Raw genomic sequence first — 20,832 nt, 5'->3', positions numbered from 1 at the left:
AAGAAATATATCCTCACCGGAGTAGGCGGGGACGGCATTGGAAATGCACAAGTTAGATTAGACAGCATAACAGATAAAGGGCATCCTGATTCTGTTTTATACTGGACTAAATTTGAGCTTTGGGGACCTCGTTATGAGCGTATAGAGGTTAGCTTTGTTAGAAAGTACGGCAAAAACCAAATGACAAAACCTAATGTACTTTTCTATATCCCTACCAATAAGTCTGACCTATATGCCAAAGGACAACACCCTTATGCGGTGGATTTCGGGAGATTCAATACCCAGAATGGCATTGCCATAAACGTATCCAATCCAGGTTATCCTTACATGACTTCTTACCTCACGGATAGCCGGAGATGGCTAACCACCATTGGGTATGACTGCCAAGACAATTCAAATTTTGAAGTAACCAGACTACAAAGACTACGGAACGGTAATTTTTTACTGGAAGCCAAGTTTTCCGTGAATGTATACTCTTATAATGCCTCAGTCCCCACTCCTCCGGGCGAAAAACCCACTGAAGTAGCAACCCTGCATAGGATTGAGAATGGGTTCATAAGACTTCAGGTAGATCTTTAAGCCTAAGTAGCAAGAAGTCTATGCACTGTAAAATCTACTATTAGGCTTCAGTCTTGAAAAACCTTTAAAGGATTACATCTTGTTTTAAGGCTGTTTTCTGTAAAACAGCCTTAAAACAAGATGTAAAAAGCCGAACAGTTTTGGAAACTGTTCGGCTTTTTGCTGATTAGGAGCATGAAATGTATGTTTCATAGGTAGTTTTAAAGAACTAAGCAATGAATCAACCTAAACTCCTCCTATATCAAGGCAGGTAAATCCACTATAGTTTTATTTGCTGTTTACCACAGAGAAAATGATTTCGAAAACAATAAAAAGTAATGGATAAATACTTTAAATATAAATATGATGACCTTTTCAATCCGACTTTAACGGCATTGAAAAGTCTTGGTGGCTCTGGAGCTGTTGGGGAAATTGAAGAAGAAGTTGCCAAACTATTAAATCTTAGTGAAGCGGCTACAAATGAAATACACAGAGAAAGCACTACTAAATTAACCTACAGGCTTGCTTGGGCGAGAAACTATTTAAAACGATACGGACTTATTGAAAACTCTTCTAGAGGTGTTTGGGCTTTAACTGAAGAAGGAAAGAACACTGCAAATGTTAATCAAGAAAGTGTTAAGAAAGCGGTTGTAAAAAAGGATAGAGAAGAAAGAAACCAAAAGAAGACAGAGAAAAATGACTCACCTGAACTTCACGATAAAACAGCAGAGATTGAAGAATTCTCCTGGCAAGACAAACTAATAGAAACAATAAAAAAGATCCAACCTGACCAATTTGAGAGACTATGCCAGAGGCTTTTAAGGGAACTTGGGTTTGTAAACGTTGAGGTTACAGGAAAAACTAATGATGGAGGAATTGATGGAAAAGGAATGATTAGACTTGGCGGGGTCCTTTCATTTCATGTTGTATTTCAAGCAAAGCGATACCAAGGTTCTGTTTCTTCTGCCGTAATAAGGGATTTTAGGGGTGCTATGAGTGGTCGTGCGGAGAAAGGCCTGCTTTTAACAACAGGAAGTTTCACGCGAGAAGCAAAAAAGGAAGCCCAAAGAGATGGGGCAATCCCTATTGACCTAATCGATGGAAACGATTTTGCAGAAAAGCTAAAAGAGTTAAATCTTGGGGTTACTGTAGAATTGGTTGAAGAAGTCAAAATAAAACCAGAATGGTTTAAAACCATCTAGTCTTTTTCAACAAGGGCCAAAATCTTATGCCAATACTCGCATCCTCTACCTCTTCTACTTCCCTACACCTTTCACCTCCACCCACACCGGGCCGTGGTCACTGGATTTCTCCCAGCCCCGAACGTCACGGTCTACCCCGGCGGCTACCAAATGCTTTTTCAAATCAGGGCTAAGCAGTAAGTGGTCAATACGAAGACCGGCGTTGCGGCCGTAGGCATTCCGGAAGTAGTCCCAATAGGTGTAGATGGTTTCTTTGGGGTGTAGGTGGCGCAGGGCATCGGTCCAACCCTGGCTTAGTAGGTCTTGAAAAGCAGCCCGGCTCTCTGGACGGAACAATGCGTCTTCCACCCAGCGCTCGGGTTTGTAGGCATCCAACTCGGTGGGAATCACGTTGTAGTCGCCGGCTAGAATCACGGGGGTGCCTGCCGCCAGCAGTTCAGCTGCGCGGGTAGCAAAGCGTTTAAACCAGGATAGCTTGTAGTCAAACTTCGGGCCGGGGGCTGGGTTCCCATTGGGCAGGTACAGGCACACCACCAGCACACCGTTCACCATGGCTTCCAGGTAGCGGCTTTGCTCGTCCTCGGGGTCGCCGGGGAGGCCACGACCTACTTCTTCAGGTTTGGTGCCCCGTGCCAGAATAGCCACCCCGTTATAGCTCTTCTGCCCGTGCCACACTGCCTGGTACCCTGCGTCCAACAGATCCTGCTCCGGAAACTTTTCCTGCGGGGTTTTCAATTCCTGCAGGCACACCACGTCTGGGGTGGTTTCCTGTAGCCAACGAAGCAAAATGGGCAGGCGGGCATTGATGCCGTTCACATTGTAGGTAGCTATTCTCATGGCCAGGCCGAAAGGTAAAATTGTTGGATAAAAAGTTTCCCATAGCATACGGTTGCGGCGCCGGCAAGGCCAGGCAGCAGAACAGAAAAACTTCTGAACCTGGTCCTTTGGCTATACCAAATAAAAGACCTGGTTTCAGAAAATGCGCCACCATCCTGTAAAACACAATCCCGGCAATCGCTGTTAAGGGTAGATAATGGCACCTGCCATCACACCCACGCCTTCCGGGCAACCGCTATGTTCCAACTGCTAGAAAAATATATCAAGGACCGCGCTTCCGTAGAGCCTGCCACGCTGGACTATATCTGTTCCCATTTTTCTGATGTCAGGACGAAGCGCAACCAACTCCTACTCCACTACGGCGACGTCTGCCAGCACTATTATTTTGTTAACAAAGGGGCCATCAGGGTATTCACGCTCAACAAAGAAGGGCAGGAAGCTTCCCGGTATTTTGCGTTTGAGGGGCAGTTTGGCACGGCTTTGCCCAGTTTCATAGAACAGCAGCCGGCCCTGGAATACCTGCAGACCATTGAACCCTCCCAACTGCTACAGATCTCCAGAAAAGACTTTTTCCAATTGGTAGACACCATACCCGCCTTCGCGGCTATCTACCGGCAAATAGTGGAGACCGGCTTCATCAATGCCCAAAAAAGAATCTATGGGTTTCAAGGGTTTGATGCCCTGGAGAAGCTACAGTGGGTGCTCCAACAGCAACCCGATTTCTTGGCCCGGGTCTCCAATAAAATGGCGGCCTCCTACCTGGGCCTTTCCCCTTCCACGCTCAGCCGGCTAAAAGCCCGGCTTTGAAAACGTTGCCCTAGATCAATGTTTGGCAGAAAACCGGCGGGTACCTTTGTAAAAAAACATGAGACTCACCCTTTTCCTTATCATATTGTTCCTTCCCGGCTGGGCCTGGGCGCAGGCTAGCAAGCCTCAAAGCGCCCCGGTGGCGCAGGTTTGGGTTTCTGAAGCCTTCCAACTCCCCCTTAAAACTGCCCAGGAAGTAGCCTCACGGGCTCGCATGAAAGCGGCGGCCTTACAGAAAGAGGTATCTATTGCCGTGGTAGATGCCTCCGGCGAAGTTATTCTGCTAAGCCGCGGCGACGGCGTAGGCCCGCATAATACAGAGGCGGCCCGGCGCAAAGCCTATACTTCCCTCTCCACTAAAACCAATTCCCTTCTGCTCAGCCGTAACACCAGAACCAATCCAGACACAGAAAACCTGGCCCATTTGCCGGAGTTGCTGCTTTTGGGCGGCGGGTCGCCGTTATGGTACAAAGGCAAGGTGATTGGGGCCATTGGCGTAGCTGGCGGCGGCGGCCCCGAAAACGATGATGCCATTGCCGCCGCCGGTCAGTTACCCGAAGCAGGTATCACCACTATTCATCCCTCTAAATAAGTACTCCTCATGAAAAAATTACTCTTCAGCCTGGCGTTATTGGTTTTTACCACCATGGCCTACGCACAAACGAACACCCACCAATTATCCAGCCACATCCTGGACATCTCCACCGGACTCCCCGCGCCCGAAGTAACCGTGCGGCTGGAGAAACAGGACGAAAAAACCAAAGCCTGGACAACCGTAGACACCAAAGTCACCGATGAAAACGGCCGGATCAAAGACTTTCTGCCCTATACTAAAACCCAGCCTGGCATCTATAAACTCACGTTTGAGGTAGCTGACTATTTCAAAAAGAAGAAGACCGACAGCTTCTACCCCTTTATTGAAGTGGTTTTCCAGATTAAGGACAAGAACCATTACCACGTGCCCATTACGCTTTCACCATACGGGTACTCTACCTATAGAGGCAATTAAGAAAAGGGCTACCCAGTGGTAGCCTTTTTCTTTTCAAGACTTACCATACTCTGGTTTAACTGCTACATTCAGCCAAGGAAAGGCCGTCCCATGAAAGCGTTTTGCCACTTCTTACCAACTGGTTAAGACCTCAACAAAAAACTGCAAAGCGCCATAGAAACAGACACCGCTAACCTCATCGGTTCTGTGGGTGTGGTTATTACTGAAGTGGTAGGCAACACTAATTTGACATTGACACATAGAACCGCTGGAGCAAAGCCCCGGCGAGACTCCTGGGCAGAAGAAATGGATCAAAAGTAAAGTAGGTCAGCCACTGGTATTTTAGGGCTATTTTTAAGAAAACGAGCTTAAAACGGAAACTAGGCGGTGTTTGCAGGAAAAAGAGAAGCCCCGGCTTTACCGAGGCTTCCCAATGGCCACTTAATGGCTTAACGCTCGCCCAGCGTGGGGGTGCTTACCGTTAACCCGTAACAGCCTAGCACAGATAGTATCTCCTTTCTTTAGTGAGTAGATATAACTATATACGAAATGCTAAATATTTAGGTACGCGTTTAAATACTCTATTTGCAGTGGTATTTTAAACTTTCACCTTACCGGTTCCTGTATTTTGCCTGCAGCGGAGCTGGCCAATTGGCTAAACAGATTAGCCTGCCTCGTCTCTTTTTTGTAATTTTGTAGGGTAGCCTGGCTGGCGTTTCGGGGCCGTTTTCCCGAAAACAGGCCTAAAACGCGGCCGCACTCTCCATACGTGTCATCCGGTTTTTTCCATACCAAGATAGAGTTTCTCAAGGGCGTTGGGCCCCAGCGGGCTGGTTTATTACAGACCGAACTGGGCATCTTCACCTACGGCGACCTTATCCAGCACTACCCCTTCCGGTACATGGACCGCACCCAGTTCCATGCCATCGCGGACCTCACCGAGGACATGCAGTACGTGCAGATCAAGGGCCGGATCATGGAGAAGAACCTCATTGGCGAGGGCCGCAAGCAGCGCTTGTCCGTGAAACTGCGCGATGCCTCAGATGAGATAGAGCTGGTCTGGTTCAAGGGCGTGAAGTGGCTCAACGTGCAGCTGAAGGAAGGGCAAGCCTACATCGCGTTCGGGAAGCCCACCCTCTTCAACGGCAAGTTCAACATGGCCCACCCCGAGATTGAGGAGGCCACCGAGGTAAAGCAGGACCAGAGCTTTCTACAGCCCGTCTACCACACCTCAGAGAAACTCAAGAACCACCGCGTAGACAGCAAAGCCATTAGCAAGATGATGGCCGAACTGCTCAAACAGGCGCCTACGCACCTGCCCGAGACGCTTACCCCTGAACTGGTGGACCAATACCGCCTGGTCTCCAAGCGCGAGGCCATGCTGCAGGTGCACTTCCCCAAGAATTGGGACACCCTGCAGGCGGCGCGCTTCAGATTGAAATTTGAGGAACTGTTCTACACCCAGCTCAAACTATTAAGGACCCGCACCAAGCGCAAAGCCGAACTGGCCGGACAGATCTTCAGCAAAACCCCTACCCTCACTGAGTTCTACAAGAACCACCTGCCCTTTGACCTCACCGGCGCCCAAAAGCGCGTGGTACGCGAGATTTACCAGGACGTGATTGCCGGCAAACAGATGAACCGGTTGTTGCAGGGCGATGTGGGCAGCGGCAAGACCATTGTGGCCTTCGTGACCATGCTCCTGGCCACCGATAACGGCGCCCAGGCCTGTATCATGGCCCCCACGGAGATTCTGGCCGACCAGCACTACCAAGGGCTGAAACAATACGCTGATAAACTGGGCATAGTGCTGGGAAAACTCACTGGCTCCACCAAAAAATCTGACCGCCGGGTGCTGCACGAGCAGTTGCGCTCCGGGGAGATGAAAATGCTGGTGGGCACTCATGCCCTTTTAGAAGACGAAGTACAGTTCCAGAACTTGGGCCTCTGTATTGTAGACGAACAGCACCGTTTTGGGGTGGCTCAGCGCTCTAAGCTCTGGCAGAAGAACCCACGTATCATTCCGCACGTGCTGGTCATGACGGCCACGCCAATCCCGCGCACGCTGGCCATGACCTTGTACGGCGACCTGGAAGTCTCGGTAATTGATGAGCTTCCGGCGGGCCGGAAAGAGATCATTACCGTGCACCGCTATGACAGCAACCGCCTGCGGGTGTTTGGGTTCATACGCGAACAGATCAAGCTGGGCCGGCAGATCTACATGGTGTACCCGCTTATTGAAGAGTCTGAGGGCCTGGATTACAAAGACCTCATGGACGGCTTTGAGAGCGTGAGCCGCGCCTTTCCAGAGTACCGCGTGAGCATGGTGCACGGCAAGATGAAACCCCAGGACAAGGATTTTGAGATGCAGCGCTTTGTGAAGCACGAAACCCACATTATGGTGGCCACCACCGTGATTGAGGTAGGCGTGAACGTGCCCAACGCCAGCGTGATGGTCATAGAGAACGCGGAGCGGTTCGGACTCTCGCAGCTGCACCAGTTGCGGGGCCGTGTAGGCCGGGGCGCTGATCAGAGCTACTGCATCTTGATGACAGGCTACAAAATTAGCAAGGAAGGAAAGACGCGTATTGAGACCATGGTGCGCACCAACAACGGTTTTGAGATTGCCGATATTGACTTAAAACTGCGCGGACCGGGAGATTTGATGGGAACCCAGCAGAGCGGGGTATTGGACTTGTTGATTGCGGATCTGGCTAAGGATGCCACTATCCTGAAGGCTAGCCGGGCGGCGGCCCTGGAGATCATAGAAAAAGACCCGGACTTAAGTCTTCCGGAGCATGCCAACCTGTTGCGGCACATCCGGTCACTGAAAGCCAACGCCGTTAACTGGAGCAGGATCAGCTAGACTTGAGTCTGGATCTTTTCTGGTAATTAAAGTAAATTAGTTGAGGGAGTACGTAAAGGTTTTCTCAGTTTGATTTTCTACTTTTTCGGTGTCTTGTACATTATGTACCGGCTGGGTAAAGGGGGAGATGGCTTCTGAATTTAGGGAGTAAATATCCCCGGTTGTAATATTCTCTTTCTTTCCAACGGTACTGGCATCAGCTGCTTCTTCTTTGTAGAGCTTTCCTACCACAATCATTCCCACTAAAAGGAACATCTTAAAAATAAATTTCATAGATAACTAATTATTTGTGCGTCATTTACTTCCCTACAAAAGTACAGGATCAATTTTTACAGGTCATTAACAGATAGTGATGCTTCTGTTAAGGAATGATAAAGCCATTCAGCGCAGCACCTTCCTTCACAGCTCACTAACACGTTGGGCAAGCCTAGGTGTTTACGGGCGCAGGAGGCGCTGGTTCAAGCTTTCTCTATAAAAAGTTATCCACAGGCAGGAAGTAAATCTTTTAGGTGACCTTAAATGTGAAATAGATAAATAATATGTCTTTTTATTTATGTCTGTTTAAGCAGGCGCAAAGATACTGATTAAAATGGCAATTTACTTATCCTGAATTATATAATCTGCTGGCCTTTAAATAATAACAGAATCAACCCACTGGCAGGTGATGACTTCCTTGAGGTTTAGCGGTATATTTGCGGGGTCTATAATCTTACCTTTATGCGTGTTACTACCTCACTTCTTTCCTGCTTGTTTTTGCTAGGGCTGCTTTTTCAGCCGGATTTAGGGCAAGCCCAAAAAATAAAATCTTCTGCCTTTGCCTATGCGCCAGAGGCTGCCGGAGACCAGTATAACCAACGTATCCCTAAAAAAGCCTTCGCGGTGAGCCCCACAGATTTTGTGATCCTGAGCCGCAAGTCTGACAACACGTATGCCATTGAGCGCTACGGCGCAGACCTCAAAGCCGTGTGGTCTACCCCGGTGCCTATGCTGAGTCAGGAAACCGTAGAGGCTTTCTCCCAGAACAAAGGCACTGCCCTGCTCATTACCCACCAGGTATTGCCAGACCAAGGCAGCCAGGCCCTTTTCGGAAGAGTATTTGACGTGGCCACCGGCAAAGAGTTGAAGAGAAGCAAACTGCAGGAAGCCCCCAGCCGTGGCCGCCGTCCGGCCGTTGCCATCTCCGCCGACGGCTCCAAACTAGTAACCTACCACGCCAATACCCGCAATGAGCAACTGCAGTCTATGCAAGCCAATGTCTATGACGCCTCGCTTACCAAAATCAAAGACAGATTGTATGACTTTAATGGCCTTGGCAACCAGGTAAGCGCCCACGTGCAGATAGACAACCACGGCAACCAGTTTGTGAGCGTGCTTACCAACAAGTCTATGCGCCTGAGCGTGCGCCGCTACAATAACCGTGACAATGAGATCAAAGTGATGGAAGTGATGCTGGGCGGAGTGTTTAACGGCGAGAAAATGTACGTGCTGGACACGCACTTCAAGATTCATCAGGACAGCAGCCTGTACGCCGCCGTGCTGGTGGCCGAGGAAAAGACCGGCGATTACCGCAGCCTCAAAATGGTTCGGTTTGACTACAAGGCCGGTAACATGCGTTTTGCCGAGGAGTTCAAGTTTACGCCAGACTTCACCAAAACCCTGGCCCAGTCAACCGGCGCCACCCGCCTGGCAGATATTTACCTTTCTGATATTCTGGTAAGCCACGAAGGCCAGATTCTGATTATGGCCGAGAAGAAATACACAGACGGCGGCGAGAACAGCGACTTCCATGCCCAGGAACTACTGCTATTCGCCTACAATGAGTACCTGCAACCTACCTGGAACTCCGCCATCATCAAAAACCAGAAGGCCCCTGCCTCTGAAGGCTTCGCCGGAATCTCTTACAGCGCCCACCTCATTGGCAACCGTCTGCAACTGCTTACCCTGGAAACCATCAAAGGCAAAACCGATCTTTACTCCCGGTCCATTCATCTGTTAACCGGCGGTGCCGAGCCTCCCAAAGCAGTAGGCCTGAACGTAGCCAATGACCAACGGGTATCATACGTGAAAGATTTTACCACCTGGCTGGACGAACGCACCATCACCGCCGTAAACCGTCCTAACAAAGCATCTGCTGGTCTCCGTTTGAGCCGCATCACGTTCAAGGATTAGTCCCTCTGTTTTGAGCCTGTTTTTGGAAAAACAGGCTCAAAACAGAGGGATGTATTACAGTTAAGACAATAGATTAAGTTGTTGGTGAGAACACCAACAACGGCAAGAAGGAAGTTGATTAAAAGTAGGGGCAATCCCTTGTGGTTGCCCTTTTACGGTTGCTACCTTGTTAGGGCAACCACAAGGGATTGCCCGATTCTAATTAAAACAGAAAACCCCGCTGATGCAGCGGGGTTTTCTGTTTTAGAGCCGTTTTAGCCAAAACAGGCTTAAAACGCTCATGCTACAACTCAAGAAAAGCCTTGCGCCGTATGTCCTGAATCTTGTATCTAAAAAACTAATACACAAACTCGTTCTCTTTGATCATCTCCGCGGCAATGCGGCGGCGGGCTTCTTTGGTGTTGAACGGCTCCAGTTTAGTGAAGCGTTTCAGGCCAATAAGTAATAGCTTCTGCTCATCACCAGGCTCGCTCATGGCGGCAATGGCTTCTTTACCGGCTTTGTTAATGCGGTCAGCGGCGTCATTGATGATTACGCGTACCATGTCTAATTGGCGGCCATGAGCTTCTTCGCCGTTCTGGCTTACCAGTTTTTCCACGCGCAATAAGGCAGACTCAGCAAGGTAGGTTTGGATGGCCATATCCGCTATGTACATCAACACTTCCTGCTCTTTGTCAAGGGTCATCATGAACTTCTGCACGGCGGTACCGGCGGTCAGCAAAGTGGCTTTCTTGAATTTCTCCACGGTCTTTCTTTCCGCGGCAAATAGGGTAGTGTCTTCATCCCCGAAATCTGGAATCTCCATCAGTTCCTGCTGCACGGCAGCGGCCGGGCCCATCAAATCCAGTTCGCCTTTCAGGGCTTTCTTCAAGATCATGTCCACAATAAGCATGCGGTTGATCTCATTGGTGCCCTCAAAGATGCGGTTGATACGGGCATCGCGGTACGCGCGGTCCATGGGGTAATCAGCGGAGAAGCCGTAGCCTCCGTAGATCTGCACGCCCTCGTCTACCACGTAATCCAAAGTCTCAGAGCTGTCCACTTTTAAGATGGCGGCCTCTACGGCAAACTCACGGGCGGCTTCCAGAACGGCCTCATTGTAGCCTTTTCCGGCGGCCAGCAACTCCTGCTCTTTGTTGTAGATGTCATGTCCGCAACGGTACAGGGCAGACTCCACGGCAAAAATCCTAATGGCCTGCTCGGCTAGTTTATGCCGGATGGCGCCAAACTTAGAGATGGGAATTTTGAACTGGATACGCTCATTGGCATACTTCACGGACAGATCTGTCACGGCTTTACAGGCACCCAGACACGCCGCGGCCAGCTTAATACGCCCGATGTTCAGGATATTGAAGGCAATGAGGTGGCCTTTGCCAATTTCACCTAGCACATTGCTCATGGGTACTTTGCAGTCAGTGAAGAACACCTGGCGGGTAGAGGAGCCTTTGATGCCCATCTTGTGTTCCTCGGGACCCAGGCTCAGGCCTTCATAGCCTTTCTCCACAATAAAGCCCGTGAACTTGTCGCCGTCTACCTGCGCAAACACAATGAAGACATCGGCAAAGCCGGCGTTGGTGATCCACATTTTCTGGCCGTTCAACACGAAGTTCTCGCCTTCCACGTCTAGGATAGCCTTGGTCTTGGCGGCCAGCGCATCTGACCCAGAACCCGGCTCGGTTAAGCAGTAAGAGGCCGTCCACTCCCCTGAGGTCAACTTAGGAATGTACTTGGCTTTCTGCTCCTCCGTCCCGAAGTATAGGATAGGCAGTGTACCAATACCCGTGTGCGCCGCAAACGCTACCGGGAACGAATGGCCAGAACCCACCGACTCAGTCACCAGCAAAGATGAGTTGAAATCCATGTCCAGCCCGCCGTATTCCTCTGGAATGGCTACGCCAAATAGGCCCAGTTCCCCGGCCTTCTTCATAAGGTTCTCCATAAGGCCTTCCTCATGGTTGTCCAGGCGCTCCACCAGGGGCATCACCTCAGACTGCACAAACTGCTGGGCCGTCTCGGCCATCATGCGCTGCTCCTCAGAGAAATCCTCTGGGATGAATATGTCCTGGGCGTTGGTTTGCTTGATGATGAACTCACCGCCTTTTAGGGTTTTGTTAGTCGTTTCCATGGCTATAATGCTGTTTATTTCAATAATTCATAAATACCTGCTACACCTTGCCCCCCGCCTACGCAGGCCGTCACCATGCCGTACTTTTTGTTCTGGCGGCGAAGCTCGTTAAACAACTGCACGCTTAGTTTGGCGCCGGAGCAGCCCAGCGGGTGGCCTAGGGCGATGGCACCACCGTTGGGGTTGAGTTTCTCGGGGTCAATGCCCAGTTCGCGCATGACGGCAATGGACTGCGAGGCGAAGGCCTCGTTCAACTCGAACACGTCAATGTCCTGCAGGTTGAGGCCAGCGTTTTTCAGGGCTTTAGGAATAGCTTTCACCGGGCCCATACCCATGATGCGTGGGTCTACACCTTCGGCAGCGTAAGATACCAGGCGGGCTATAGGCTCAAGGTTCAGTTCCTTGACCATGCGCTCACTCATGACAATGGTAAAGGCGGCTCCGTCTGAGGTCTGGGACGAGTTACCGGCGGTCACGCTTCCGTTGGCGGCAAACACCGGACGCAGCTTGGCCAGTTTCTCCAGGGAGGTATCGGCGCGGGGGCCTTCATCGGTGTCTACCACATAGGAGCGAGTTTTCTTTTTGCCGTTCTCGTCCAGGTAGGTTTCCTCCACGTTAATGGGCACAATCTGGTCTTTGAAGCGACCTTCCTCAATGGCCCTGATGGCTTTCTGGTGCGAGGCAAAGGCAAAGGAATCCTGGTCTTCGCGGCTTACTTTAAAGTCATTGGCCACAGCCTCAGCGGTTAAGCCCATGCTGAGATAGTATTCCGGGTGCTCCTTGGCAATTTTGTAGTTAGGAACGGTCTTCCATCCTACCACCGGCACCATGCTCATGGACTCGGTGCCTCCGGCGATAATACAATCGGCCATGCCTGCCTGTATCTTGAAGGCGGCGGTGGCAATGGTCTCAATACCGGAGCCGCAGTAGCGGTTCATGATGGCGCCGGGCACGTTGATGGGCAGGGCCAGCAGGGAAATCATGCGGCCCATCTGCAGGCCTTGCTCGGCCTCGGGCACCGCGTTGCCCACCAGGAGGTCATCCACGCGGGCGGGGTCCAGCTGCGGCACCGAGGCCAGCAGGTGCTTGATCACGTCGGCGGCCAGGTCATCGGGCCGGGTAAACCGGAATACCCCGCGAGGCGCTTTCCCCACGGCTGTTCTGAATCCGGCAACTATATAGGCAGTTTGCATTTTCTTTTCTGTTTTGGAGGTGTTTCTGGAAAAAGAGGCTCAAAACGTCTTTGCCCCATCTTCCTGAACAATAATTATTTATATCTAATTCCGCAGCGGTTTACCAGTGGTTAAGATGCTCTTGATGCGCTCCAGGGTCTTGCGTTCGCCGCAGAGACTCAGGAAGGCTTCGCGCTCCAGGTCCAGCAGATACTGCTCAGACACCTCAGAAGGCATAGACAGGTCACCGCCGCACATCACGTAGGCCAGCTTCTCAGAGATCTTGCGGTCATGCTCAGAGATGAAACCGGCCGCGTGCATGGCGTATGCCCCGGTAATGAACATGCCCAGACCGCCTTTACCCTGCACCTTAATGTTGGTCTTGGGCGTAGGTCTGGTGTAACCGGCCTCCGCTAAGAGGATGGCTTCGGCTTTGGCCTCTGCTAATTGGCGGTTATTGTTGAGCGTGATACCATCGCCGTGGCGCATAAAGCCAAGGTCATAGGCCTCAGCGGCCGAGGTGGAGACTTTGGCCGTCCCGATGGTCATGAACACGTTGCGCAGGGCGTTGTATTCAGTATCGCCTTCTTCATAGGCTGCCGAGGTGCGCAAGGTCATTTCCTTGGTACCACCACCGCCCGGGATCAGGCCTACGCCAAACTCCACCAGACCAATGTAGGTCTCTGCAGCAGCTTGTACTCTGTCTGCGTGCAAGCAAAGCTCGCAGCCTCCCCCCAGGGTCAAGCCGTGCGGCGCGGCCACTACTGGTATAGCGGAATAGCGCATGCGCATCATGGTGTTCTGGAACTGCTTGATCATGAGGTTGAGCTCATCATACTCCTGGTCCAGGGCGTACATGAACACCAGACCTAAGTTGGCTCCCGCCGAGAAGTTGGCGGCCTCATTGCCTACTACTACGCCCCGGAAGTTCTGCTCCGCCAAGTCAATCCCTTTGTTCAGGCCCTGGATGATCTCACTACCAATGGCGTTCATCTTGGAGTGGAATTCCACGTTCAAAATGCCGTCACCTAAGTCAATGATAGAGCAGCCGGCGTTCTTCCAGACCACGTTGGTACCGCGCAGCACGTCAAGGAGCACGAAGTTCTCGGTGCCCGGAATCTGCTTGTAGTCTTTGCTAGGGATGTCATAGTACTGGCGTTGGTTGTTCTGGCTGCGGTAGAAGGTCTCATGGCCGGCCTCCAGCATCTCATACACCCAGTCGGCGGGTTTGTAGCCGGCGGTTTCCATGGCGCTCACGGTCTCACGCACGCCAAAGGCATCCCAGGTTTCAAACGGACCCAATTCCCAGCCAAAGCCGGCGCGCATGGCGTCATCAATTCTGAAGACCTCATCAGAGATCTCAGGGATACGGTTGGTCACGTACTGGAACAGCCCGTAGGAAGTTTCCCGGAAGAACTCACCAGCCTTGTCCTGGGCCTGGCTGAACACCTTGAGGCGCTTGCGCAGGTCTTCAATGGGCTTGAGCATTTCCATGCTCTGGAACCGCACCTTTTGCTTAGGTCCGTATTCCATGGTTTTCAGGTCCAGGGTAAGAATCTCGGTTGCCCCTTCGGCGTTACGGGTTTTCTTGTAGAAGCCCTGCTTGGTTTTATCGCCTAGCCATTTCTTCTCCAGCATCTGCTCAATGTAGCCCGGCAACTGGAACAGCTCGCGTCTTTCATCGGCCTCGCCGGTTTGGTAAAGCCCTTGCGCCACTTTGGCCAGCGTATCCAGACCCACTACATCAGAAGTTCTGAACGTGGCCGATTTTGGTCTGCCCACTACCGGACCGGTCAGGCGGTCTACCTCATCTACGTTCAGGCCCAGTTTCTCCATGACGTGCAGTACCTGCATAATGCCATAGATACCCACGCGGTTGGCAATAAAAGCCGGCGTGTCTTTGGCCAGCACCGTGGTTTTGCCCAGAAACAGGTCACCGTACTTTAATAGGAATTGGGTTACCTCGGGGTCGGTTTCTGGCGTAGGGATGATCTCCAGCAACTTGAGGTACCGCGGCGGGTTGAAGAAGTGGGTGCCGCAGAAATTCTTTTTAAAATCATCTGAGCGGCCTTCCAGCATAAGGTGAATGGGAATGCCCGAGGTGTTGGAAGTAATCAAAGTGCCCGGCTTGCGGAACTGCTCCACGCGCTCAAACACAGACTGCTTGATCTTGAGGTTTTCCACCACTACTTCAATGGTCCAGTCACAGGCGGCAATGTCTTTGAGGTCATCGTCAAAGTTGCCGGTCTGGATAAGGCGGGCGTCGGTCTTCTTGTAGAGCGGCGCGGGGTTGGAGGAAATGGCCGTCTGCAGGGCGGTGTTCACAATGCGGTTGCGCACCAACTTGTTCTCCAGGGTAAGGCCTTTAGCCTCTTCCTCGGGCAGCAGCTCACGCGGCACCATGTCCAGGAGCAGCACCTGCACACCAATGTTGGCGAAGTGGCAGGCAATGCGCGAGCCCATAATGCCCGAGCCCAGCACCGCCACTTTCTTAATGATTCTCTTCATAGTTACTCTTTTTATGTATCAAGATGTGCGTATCTGGTAGCACTATTTTTTCTTCTTCAGCACTTTGCGTTTCAGGGCCGTTTTTCTAAAAACAGGCCTAAAACAGGTTTTACTTGGCTGGCTTGCCTTCTTCGGCGAACACCTCCTTGGCTTCAATAAGGTGGTTGATCTGCCCAATGACTTTGAAAAACACGTCCAGCTGTTTCTCCGGAATCACCTCCAGTACCTTCTGGTTGAACTGTTTCACGGTGATCCGGCTTACCTCCCGCTTTTCCAGGCCCAGGTCAGTGAGATGAATGCGCACCGAGCGTTTGTCCTGTTCATCGGCTACCTTGTAAATAAGGCCTTTTTCTTCCATGCTCTTGAGAATGCGGGTAAGGCTTCGGGCCTCCAGGCCCAGCAAAGGGGCAATCTTGGTGGCCGGGGTTCCTTTCTCGCGGTCAATGTTTAACAGCACAAACCCAATGGAGGTGGTAATGTCATTTTTGGCGGCCTGGGTATTATACATACGGGCAATAGCATGCCAACACACCTTTATATTAAAGTCAACGGTCTCCTCTGCTTTCATGAATGTATATAGGTGTCTCTTACCAAATTTAGAAAAATATGTTATGCTTGCATACTATTATTTGAGATTTTTTATTCTTTTCCTGAAAGAAGGGCCCTGCCTTGCGTTTTTGGAAAAGAGAGACAGCTTATTTTGCGAAGCTTTCTAAATTACAGACACCAAGTGCTGTAGTAGGTACTACCAAACTCGAAAAACGTTTTAAGCCTACTTTTATGAAAACGGCCCTGAAACGGTTTTTAGTGGGCTCGGGTACTTAGAAATTGCAAAACTGCGCAAGCGGAGAATTAGAGCCTTTTTTTTGGCAAGCCTAGGCCACGCTATTTGCTTTGACTAGTTCTCCGGTTTAGGCTTGAAATTGAAATTATACTGCAAGCTGATGCTGCCTACAAAACCGTCTAACTTAGGGTTGTGGCTTTTATCCTGGCTCAGCAACTTTGCCAGAACGCCTCCAGAAAGGCAGAACCTACTCTTGAGCAGGGGCAAAATTAAGGTTGTATTGCAGGCCAACCCTAAAAATAAAAGCGGCAATCCCAACCTTTTCCCTTACCCCTGCCCATACCCCTTCTTCCTTGGTGTTAATATCCTGCATATACACCTCATTCCATTCCCTTAACACAGGAACAGAGAATCCTGCCTGCCCATTAATCTTGAATTGACCAAGCTTGTAGCTATAACTTGCCACCGGTTCCAGGTTTGCACTCCAGAGGCCTTTATACATCCTCCTAATATTTGGAGAATCAGAATATTTAATGAAATGGAAAGTGCTGTAGCGGTTATAGGAGATTCGCAGGGCACCCCCAAACTCAGATTTAGGTTTTCGCTTTATTAGATTAACCTGCCCATTATAGCTCCAATATTCAGCATCTGTTTTAGTACCCGGATCATCATAACTAAGACTAATAGAATATTTTAAGTTATTTATGTGCTGAAAGGCCGCGCCCGCAAATAACTCCATCACCCATCCTTCCGCTCCCGGATTAGCAAGATAGCCTACCCCACCGGCCAAGGCGTAATTCTTCTTATCAATTTTATAGCGCCCCCCCAATAGAGAGGAATGGCTGGAGGACCATGGGTTTCGGGAGCCGGACGCATACACAGCCATATTGTTAGTGATGGCATAAGAGGTAACCAGGCCCACCCCGCCGCCTACGCCAAGCGATAGATGCAGCTGCTGAGGCTGGCTGTGTACTGGGATCACCAAAGGCTCCGGAATAAAAAATCCTTTTTGCGCATGTACCCAGCCTGGAAAAAGCAAGCCTACCCCTATGCTTATAAACTTATACAATATGTTTTTCATGTAGATAAAGAAATGAGCATGAATTATATAAGGCCTAAAACATTTAAGACATGTTGTGGGAATAAGGGGTAGAAATCAAGACTAAAAATAGAAAGGGGAAACACTTTCTAGTGTTTCCCCTTTCTTATCTAATTACTTAGGCCGTCCTATACAGGCCTTCTATCAGGTCTTTGTTGTTGGCAGTGATCACCTTGCGCTTGATGCTGAGCTTGGGGGTCATCTCGCCGGTCTCTACGCTCCAGGCCTTGGGCAGCACCACAAACTTCTTGATGCGCTCATACTGGGCCAGGGTTTCGTTGGCTTTGTCTATCTCCTTCTGGAACTTCTCCAGGATCTCGGGCTTCTTGATCATCTCCTCATTGGTGGTGTAGGGGATGTGGTGAATCTTGCACCACTCCTGCAGGCCGTCAAAGGCGGGAACGATAAGGGCACCCGGGAATTTCTCACCCTCGCCCACTACCATGACCTGCTCAATTACCAGAGACTCCTTGAGTTTGTTCTCAATGAGCTGCGGCGCCACGTACTTTCCTCCCGAAGTCTTGAACATCTCCTTCTTGCGGTCCGTGATCTTGAGGAAACGGCCTTCCACCAGCTCACCGATGTCGCCGGTGTGGAACCAGCCGTCCGGGTCAATGACTTCGGCGGTGAGGTCAGGGCGTTTGTAGTAGCCCACCATCACGCTTTGGCTGCGGGTCAGGATCTCGCCATCCGGGGCAATCTTCACCTCCACACCGTCTATCACGGGCCCTACGGTACCAATGGCGTTGTCTTCGGGCTCGTAGCGGTTCACAGCAATCACCGGCGAGGTCTCTGTTAAGCCGTAGCCCTCCATAATACGGATGTCAGCGCCCCAGAAAACACGGGCCAGACGCGGTTGCAGGGCCGCCCCGCCAGACACAATTACTTTAATGTTGCCGCCCAAGGCCTCTTTCCACTTGGAGAAAATGAGCTTGCGGGCCAGCTTGAGCTGCAGGTCATAGAATGCGCCCGGCGATTTGCGGGTATCGTATTTCTGGCCCAGGTTTAAGGCCCAGAAGAACAGTCCTTTCTTCACCCCGGTGAGTTCCCCGCCTTTGGCCACAATCTTGTCATAGACTTTCTCCAGCAGGCGCGGCACGGTCACAAAGATGTGGGGCTGCACTTCCTTGAGGTTATCGCCTACCTTGTCAATGCTCTCCGCAAAGTAAATAGACACGCCAACAGACAAGTAGATACAAGACACCATGCGCTCATAAATGTGGCAGAGCGGCAGGAAGCTCAGCGCGCGGTGCTCGGCGCTTACCGGCACGAAGGGCTTCACAGAGGTGAAGTTGTTCACCAGGTTGTTGTGTGACAGCATCACACCCTTGGGTGCCCCAGTGGTACCGGAGGTATAGATAATGGAAAGCAGGTCTTGCGGCGTAACAGCGGCTTTGTACGGCTCCAGCGTGGCCGGGTCTTCGCCCTCTCCCATCTTAAGCAGTTCGGTCCAGTGTTTAGCGCCTTCTACGCGGTCAAAGGTGTAGATCTCCTGGATGCCGGGAAGGTCAGAGGCGGCCTCTTTTACTTTATTATATAGATCCTCAGTAGAGACCAAAATGAGCTTGGTTTCTGAGTCTTTTAAGATGTAGCGGTAATCTTCTACGGTAATGGTGGGGTACATAGGCACGCTCACTGCGCCGGTCTGCTGGATACCATAGTCGGCGAACACCCACTCGGGGCGGTTCATGGAAATGAGCGCTACTTTATCATTCTTCCTGATACCAGATTTGATCAAGGCCAGACTAAGCGTATTTGCGGTGTCAATTACCTGCTGGGTGCTATATTTCACCCATTCTCCGTTTATTTTGGCGGCCAAGCAGTCTGGCTGGGGAAATTCCTGCACCTGCTGCGTGAGAAGGTCAAAAACGCGGGTCACTTTCATAGTGTTGTCTGTCTAGTTCGTTCGGTTAAGATAAAGCTAAATACGGTTAAAAAAAATTAAGCCCTGGGCCTTCTACGCCCATATTTGCTAAAAATGATACCTTTTGGTGCCCAATAATTACCTAAATTTGATTTTTGCCTACCCACTCCATGAATTTATCCATCTTTTTTGAGCCGCTTCCCGAAGAGCATTTTGGGCAGGTAACCAACCCCAAAACCGTGGGGGCCTACCTGGCACCGTTCCTGCACTCGTTCCCAGACTGGCGCTCTGCCGAGGTGGTGCTCATAGGCCTACCAGAGTACCGCGGCTCTGTTGACGCAACCAACCTTACCTATGAGGGCCCCAACCGCATACGCAAAGAGCTGTACCGCTTAATTAAAGGCACAGGGCAATGGCTGGTCATGGACCTGGGCAACCTGCTGCCCGGTATCCATCTGGAAGACACCTACCTGCGCCTGAAGGAAGTGGTGGAGATGGTGGTAGACGCCGGCAAATTCCCTATTCTGATAGGCGGGTCGCATGACCTTTCTTACGGGCAGTTCTTGGGCTATGAACACCTTTCCAAGAACGTAAACCTAACGGTGATTGACTCCCAACTGGACGTAGCCATTGAAGATGAAGCCCTGCCTGAAGCAAACCACCTGCAACGCATCTTGCTGCATGAGCCCAATTACCTGTTTGGGGTGAGCCACCTGGCCCACCAGGCCTACCTCACAGATGCCTCCATGCTGAACGTTCTGGAGAAGTTGCATTTTGAGCTTTTCAGAATTGGGCAGGTGCGGCAACAGATGAAAGACATGGAACCTGTGTTACGGCAAGCCGATCTGATCAGCTTTGACGTGTCGGCTATCCGGTACCAGGATGCCCCCGGCCAGCTGCAGGCCAACCCCTTCGGGCTTACCGGCGAGGAAGCCTGCCAACTTTGCTGGTATGCCGGCCAGAACGACCAACTGAGCTCCATAGGCTTCTATGGCTACCGACCCGAACTGGACCACCGGGCCCTCACGGCCACCACGCTGGCCACCATGGTTTGGTACACCATTGAAGGCTTTTACCAGCGCCAGGGCACCCTTGACTTCCAGAGCAACCACTTCCTGAAGTTCGCGGTGGGTTTCCATGACAACCCCCACAAGATGCTTTTCTACAAAAACCGCCACACCGAGAAATGGTGGATGCAGGTAGACGACCTTTCTGGCCAGCGCCCGCCCCTCATTGTGCCCTGCAGCTACCAGGACTACCTCACCGCCGCAGACGGCGAAGTACCGAATAGGTGGATTCTGATGCAGACACGGATTTGATTTAATGAGTGATTGTGTGAATGAGTAATTGTGTGAATGAGTGATTGTGTGAATGAGTGATTGTGTGAATGAGTGATTAATTATTTGGTTGTGTTCTTTCTTGCTTTAGATAAAACGTAAAGGATTTCTGTCGTTTCCTTCATGAGGATCTCTGTAGACAACTGCGTGGCAGATCCTGATTCTGTAAGCAGTTCTAGCCAGAACAATGTTTCATCTGCTTCTTCTATACAGATGCTAATTTTAGAATAGAATTCTGCAGCAGAGCGTGAGCGACAGGCAGCCCTATAATTTGCAGCCACAGAAGTTACGGAGCGTAATAACTGGCGTTTCATGATTGTAGCCTCTTCTGTTTTTGGCAATAGCTGGCAAAACCTTATTAAATGCAAGGCTAAATTCTTTGTACGTTGCCTGAAACGCTCAATAAATTCTTCCTTGGTCAATTTTATCGTCTCACTCATGGCTTGGAAAGTTTTTATCTCAAACACCAGTTTTACCTAAAAATTCACTTATTCATTTAATTTCATTCCAACATAC

General features: G+C 50.8%; 17 protein-coding genes. 8 read left to right on the top strand and 9 right to left on the bottom strand.

Translation table 11 applies throughout. The features are described from left to right. Positions 1-180: 180 nt before the first annotated feature. A complete protein-coding gene (locus ACYVJQ_RS19360) occupies positions 181-579 on the top strand; it encodes a hypothetical protein (RefSeq protein WP_460894770.1) in 399 nt (132 codons plus the stop codon). Between the two features lie 317 nt (positions 580-896). Then, positions 897-1,760, top strand: coding sequence for a restriction endonuclease (locus tag ACYVJQ_RS19355; RefSeq protein WP_460894769.1), 864 nt, complete (start codon positions 897-899; stop codon positions 1,758-1,760). Between the two features lie 54 nt (positions 1,761-1,814). Here ACYVJQ_RS19355 and xth read toward each other — a convergent pair whose 3' ends face one another. After that, positions 1,815-2,597 carry an exodeoxyribonuclease III gene (gene xth, locus ACYVJQ_RS19350; RefSeq protein ID WP_460894768.1) on the bottom strand — a complete coding sequence of 261 codons (783 nt, stop codon included), beginning with the start codon at positions 2,595-2,597 and terminating at the stop codon, positions 1,815-1,817. A gap of 237 nt (positions 2,598-2,834) precedes the next feature. Here xth and ACYVJQ_RS19345 point away from each other — a divergent pair, with 237 nt between their 5' ends. The 4 genes from ACYVJQ_RS19345 to recG all read left to right on the top strand — a co-directional run bounded on the left by ACYVJQ_RS19345 (position 2,835) and on the right by recG (position 7,258). Then, positions 2,835-3,404, top strand: a complete 570-nt coding sequence (locus ACYVJQ_RS19345; protein WP_460894767.1) for a Crp/Fnr family transcriptional regulator — start codon at positions 2,835-2,837, stop codon at positions 3,402-3,404. 58 nt (positions 3,405-3,462) lie between these two features. Continuing rightward, positions 3,463-3,996, top strand: coding sequence for a heme-binding protein (locus ACYVJQ_RS19340; RefSeq protein ID WP_460894766.1), 534 nt, complete (start codon positions 3,463-3,465; stop codon positions 3,994-3,996). A 9-nt stretch (positions 3,997-4,005) separates the two neighbouring features. Next, entirely contained in the window at positions 4,006-4,413 is a 408-nt protein-coding gene (gene uraH, locus ACYVJQ_RS19335; protein ID WP_460894765.1) for a hydroxyisourate hydrolase, read from the top strand. A gap of 748 nt (positions 4,414-5,161) precedes the next feature. Further along, complete coding sequence (gene recG / locus ACYVJQ_RS19330; RefSeq protein WP_460894764.1) at positions 5,162-7,258, top strand: ATP-dependent DNA helicase RecG; 2,097 nt, start codon at positions 5,162-5,164, stop codon at positions 7,256-7,258. A gap of 36 nt (positions 7,259-7,294) precedes the next feature. Here the strand turns inward: recG and ACYVJQ_RS19325 are convergent, their stop codons facing one another. After that, positions 7,295-7,531: a hypothetical protein gene (locus ACYVJQ_RS19325; RefSeq protein WP_460894763.1), complete on the bottom strand. Its 237-nt coding sequence runs from the start codon at positions 7,529-7,531 to the stop codon at positions 7,295-7,297. A 444-nt stretch (positions 7,532-7,975) separates the two neighbouring features. Here ACYVJQ_RS19325 and ACYVJQ_RS19320 point away from each other — a divergent pair, with 444 nt between their 5' ends. Further along, the gene (locus ACYVJQ_RS19320; protein ID WP_460894762.1) at positions 7,976-9,427 is read left to right on the top strand and encodes a hypothetical protein; all 1,452 of its coding nucleotides are present in this window, start codon (positions 7,976-7,978) and stop codon (positions 9,425-9,427) included. A 337-nt stretch (positions 9,428-9,764) separates the two neighbouring features. Here the strand turns inward: ACYVJQ_RS19320 and ACYVJQ_RS19315 are convergent, their stop codons facing one another. The 6 genes from ACYVJQ_RS19315 to ACYVJQ_RS19290 all read right to left on the bottom strand — a co-directional run bounded on the left by ACYVJQ_RS19315 (position 9,765) and on the right by ACYVJQ_RS19290 (position 19,000). Further along, positions 9,765-11,552 carry an acyl-CoA dehydrogenase family protein gene (locus ACYVJQ_RS19315; protein ID WP_460894761.1) on the bottom strand — a complete coding sequence of 596 codons (1,788 nt, stop codon included), beginning with the start codon at positions 11,550-11,552 and terminating at the stop codon, positions 9,765-9,767. Between the two features lie 14 nt (positions 11,553-11,566). Beyond that, on the bottom strand, positions 11,567-12,745 hold the full coding sequence (locus ACYVJQ_RS19310) for an acetyl-CoA C-acyltransferase (RefSeq protein ID WP_460894760.1): 1,179 nt from the start codon (positions 12,743-12,745) through the stop codon (positions 11,567-11,569). An 84-nt stretch (positions 12,746-12,829) separates the two neighbouring features. Beyond that, positions 12,830-15,232, bottom strand: coding sequence for a 3-hydroxyacyl-CoA dehydrogenase NAD-binding domain-containing protein (locus tag ACYVJQ_RS19305; protein WP_460894759.1), 2,403 nt, complete (start codon positions 15,230-15,232; stop codon positions 12,830-12,832). A 109-nt stretch (positions 15,233-15,341) separates the two neighbouring features. Then, entirely contained in the window at positions 15,342-15,800 is a 459-nt protein-coding gene (locus tag ACYVJQ_RS19300) for a MarR family winged helix-turn-helix transcriptional regulator (RefSeq protein WP_460894758.1), read from the bottom strand. Positions 15,801-16,263: 463 nt separating this feature from the next. Beyond that, positions 16,264-17,097: a hypothetical protein gene (locus ACYVJQ_RS19295; protein WP_460894757.1), complete on the bottom strand. Its 834-nt coding sequence runs from the start codon at positions 17,095-17,097 to the stop codon at positions 16,264-16,266. A gap of 136 nt (positions 17,098-17,233) precedes the next feature. Next, positions 17,234-19,000 carry an AMP-dependent synthetase/ligase gene (locus ACYVJQ_RS19290; protein WP_460894756.1) on the bottom strand — a complete coding sequence of 589 codons (1,767 nt, stop codon included), beginning with the start codon at positions 18,998-19,000 and terminating at the stop codon, positions 17,234-17,236. A gap of 149 nt (positions 19,001-19,149) precedes the next feature. Between ACYVJQ_RS19290 and ACYVJQ_RS19285 the strand changes: the two genes are divergently transcribed. Then, complete coding sequence (locus ACYVJQ_RS19285) at positions 19,150-20,298, top strand: formimidoylglutamase (RefSeq protein WP_460894755.1); 1,149 nt, start codon at positions 19,150-19,152, stop codon at positions 20,296-20,298. A gap of 80 nt (positions 20,299-20,378) precedes the next feature. Here ACYVJQ_RS19285 and ACYVJQ_RS19280 read toward each other — a convergent pair whose 3' ends face one another. Continuing rightward, the gene (locus ACYVJQ_RS19280; RefSeq protein WP_460894754.1) at positions 20,379-20,756 is read right to left on the bottom strand and encodes a four helix bundle protein; all 378 of its coding nucleotides are present in this window, start codon (positions 20,754-20,756) and stop codon (positions 20,379-20,381) included. Positions 20,757-20,832 lie beyond the last annotated feature (76 nt).

This window comes from Rufibacter soli (assembly GCF_054781795.1).
The sequence above is the reverse complement of the archived record's forward strand: the minus strand, read 5'-3'. Positions and strand labels throughout refer to the sequence as shown.

Excerpts from the sequence above, each read along its gene's own strand:
- ACYVJQ_RS19360 (WP_460894770.1), top strand. The coding sequence starts at position 181 with ATGACAAAACCTAATGTACTTTTCTATATCCCTACCAATAAGTCTGAC.
- ACYVJQ_RS19355 (WP_460894769.1), top strand. The coding sequence starts at position 897 with ATGGATAAATACTTTAAATATAAATATGATGACCTTTTCAATCCGACT.
- xth (WP_460894768.1), bottom strand. The coding sequence starts at position 2,597 with ATGAGAATAGCTACCTACAATGTGAACGGCATCAATGCCCGCCTGCCC.
- ACYVJQ_RS19345 (WP_460894767.1), top strand. The coding sequence starts at position 2,835 with ATGTTCCAACTGCTAGAAAAATATATCAAGGACCGCGCTTCCGTAGAG.
- ACYVJQ_RS19340 (WP_460894766.1), top strand. The coding sequence starts at position 3,463 with ATGAGACTCACCCTTTTCCTTATCATATTGTTCCTTCCCGGCTGGGCC.
- uraH (WP_460894765.1), top strand. The coding sequence starts at position 4,006 with ATGAAAAAATTACTCTTCAGCCTGGCGTTATTGGTTTTTACCACCATG.
- ACYVJQ_RS19325 (WP_460894763.1), bottom strand. The coding sequence starts at position 7,531 with ATGAAATTTATTTTTAAGATGTTCCTTTTAGTGGGAATGATTGTGGTA.
- ACYVJQ_RS19320 (WP_460894762.1), top strand. The coding sequence starts at position 7,976 with ATGCGTGTTACTACCTCACTTCTTTCCTGCTTGTTTTTGCTAGGGCTG.
- ACYVJQ_RS19315 (WP_460894761.1), bottom strand. The coding sequence starts at position 11,552 with ATGGAAACGACTAACAAAACCCTAAAAGGCGGTGAGTTCATCATCAAG.
- ACYVJQ_RS19310 (WP_460894760.1), bottom strand. The coding sequence starts at position 12,745 with ATGCAAACTGCCTATATAGTTGCCGGATTCAGAACAGCCGTGGGGAAA.
- ACYVJQ_RS19305 (WP_460894759.1), bottom strand. The coding sequence starts at position 15,232 with ATGAAGAGAATCATTAAGAAAGTGGCGGTGCTGGGCTCGGGCATTATG.
- ACYVJQ_RS19300 (WP_460894758.1), bottom strand. The coding sequence starts at position 15,800 with ATGAAAGCAGAGGAGACCGTTGACTTTAATATAAAGGTGTGTTGGCAT.
- ACYVJQ_RS19295 (WP_460894757.1), bottom strand. The coding sequence starts at position 17,097 with ATGAAAAACATATTGTATAAGTTTATAAGCATAGGGGTAGGCTTGCTT.
- ACYVJQ_RS19290 (WP_460894756.1), bottom strand. The coding sequence starts at position 19,000 with ATGAAAGTGACCCGCGTTTTTGACCTTCTCACGCAGCAGGTGCAGGAA.
- ACYVJQ_RS19285 (WP_460894755.1), top strand. The coding sequence starts at position 19,150 with ATGAATTTATCCATCTTTTTTGAGCCGCTTCCCGAAGAGCATTTTGGG.
- ACYVJQ_RS19280 (WP_460894754.1), bottom strand. The coding sequence starts at position 20,756 with ATGAGTGAGACGATAAAATTGACCAAGGAAGAATTTATTGAGCGTTTC.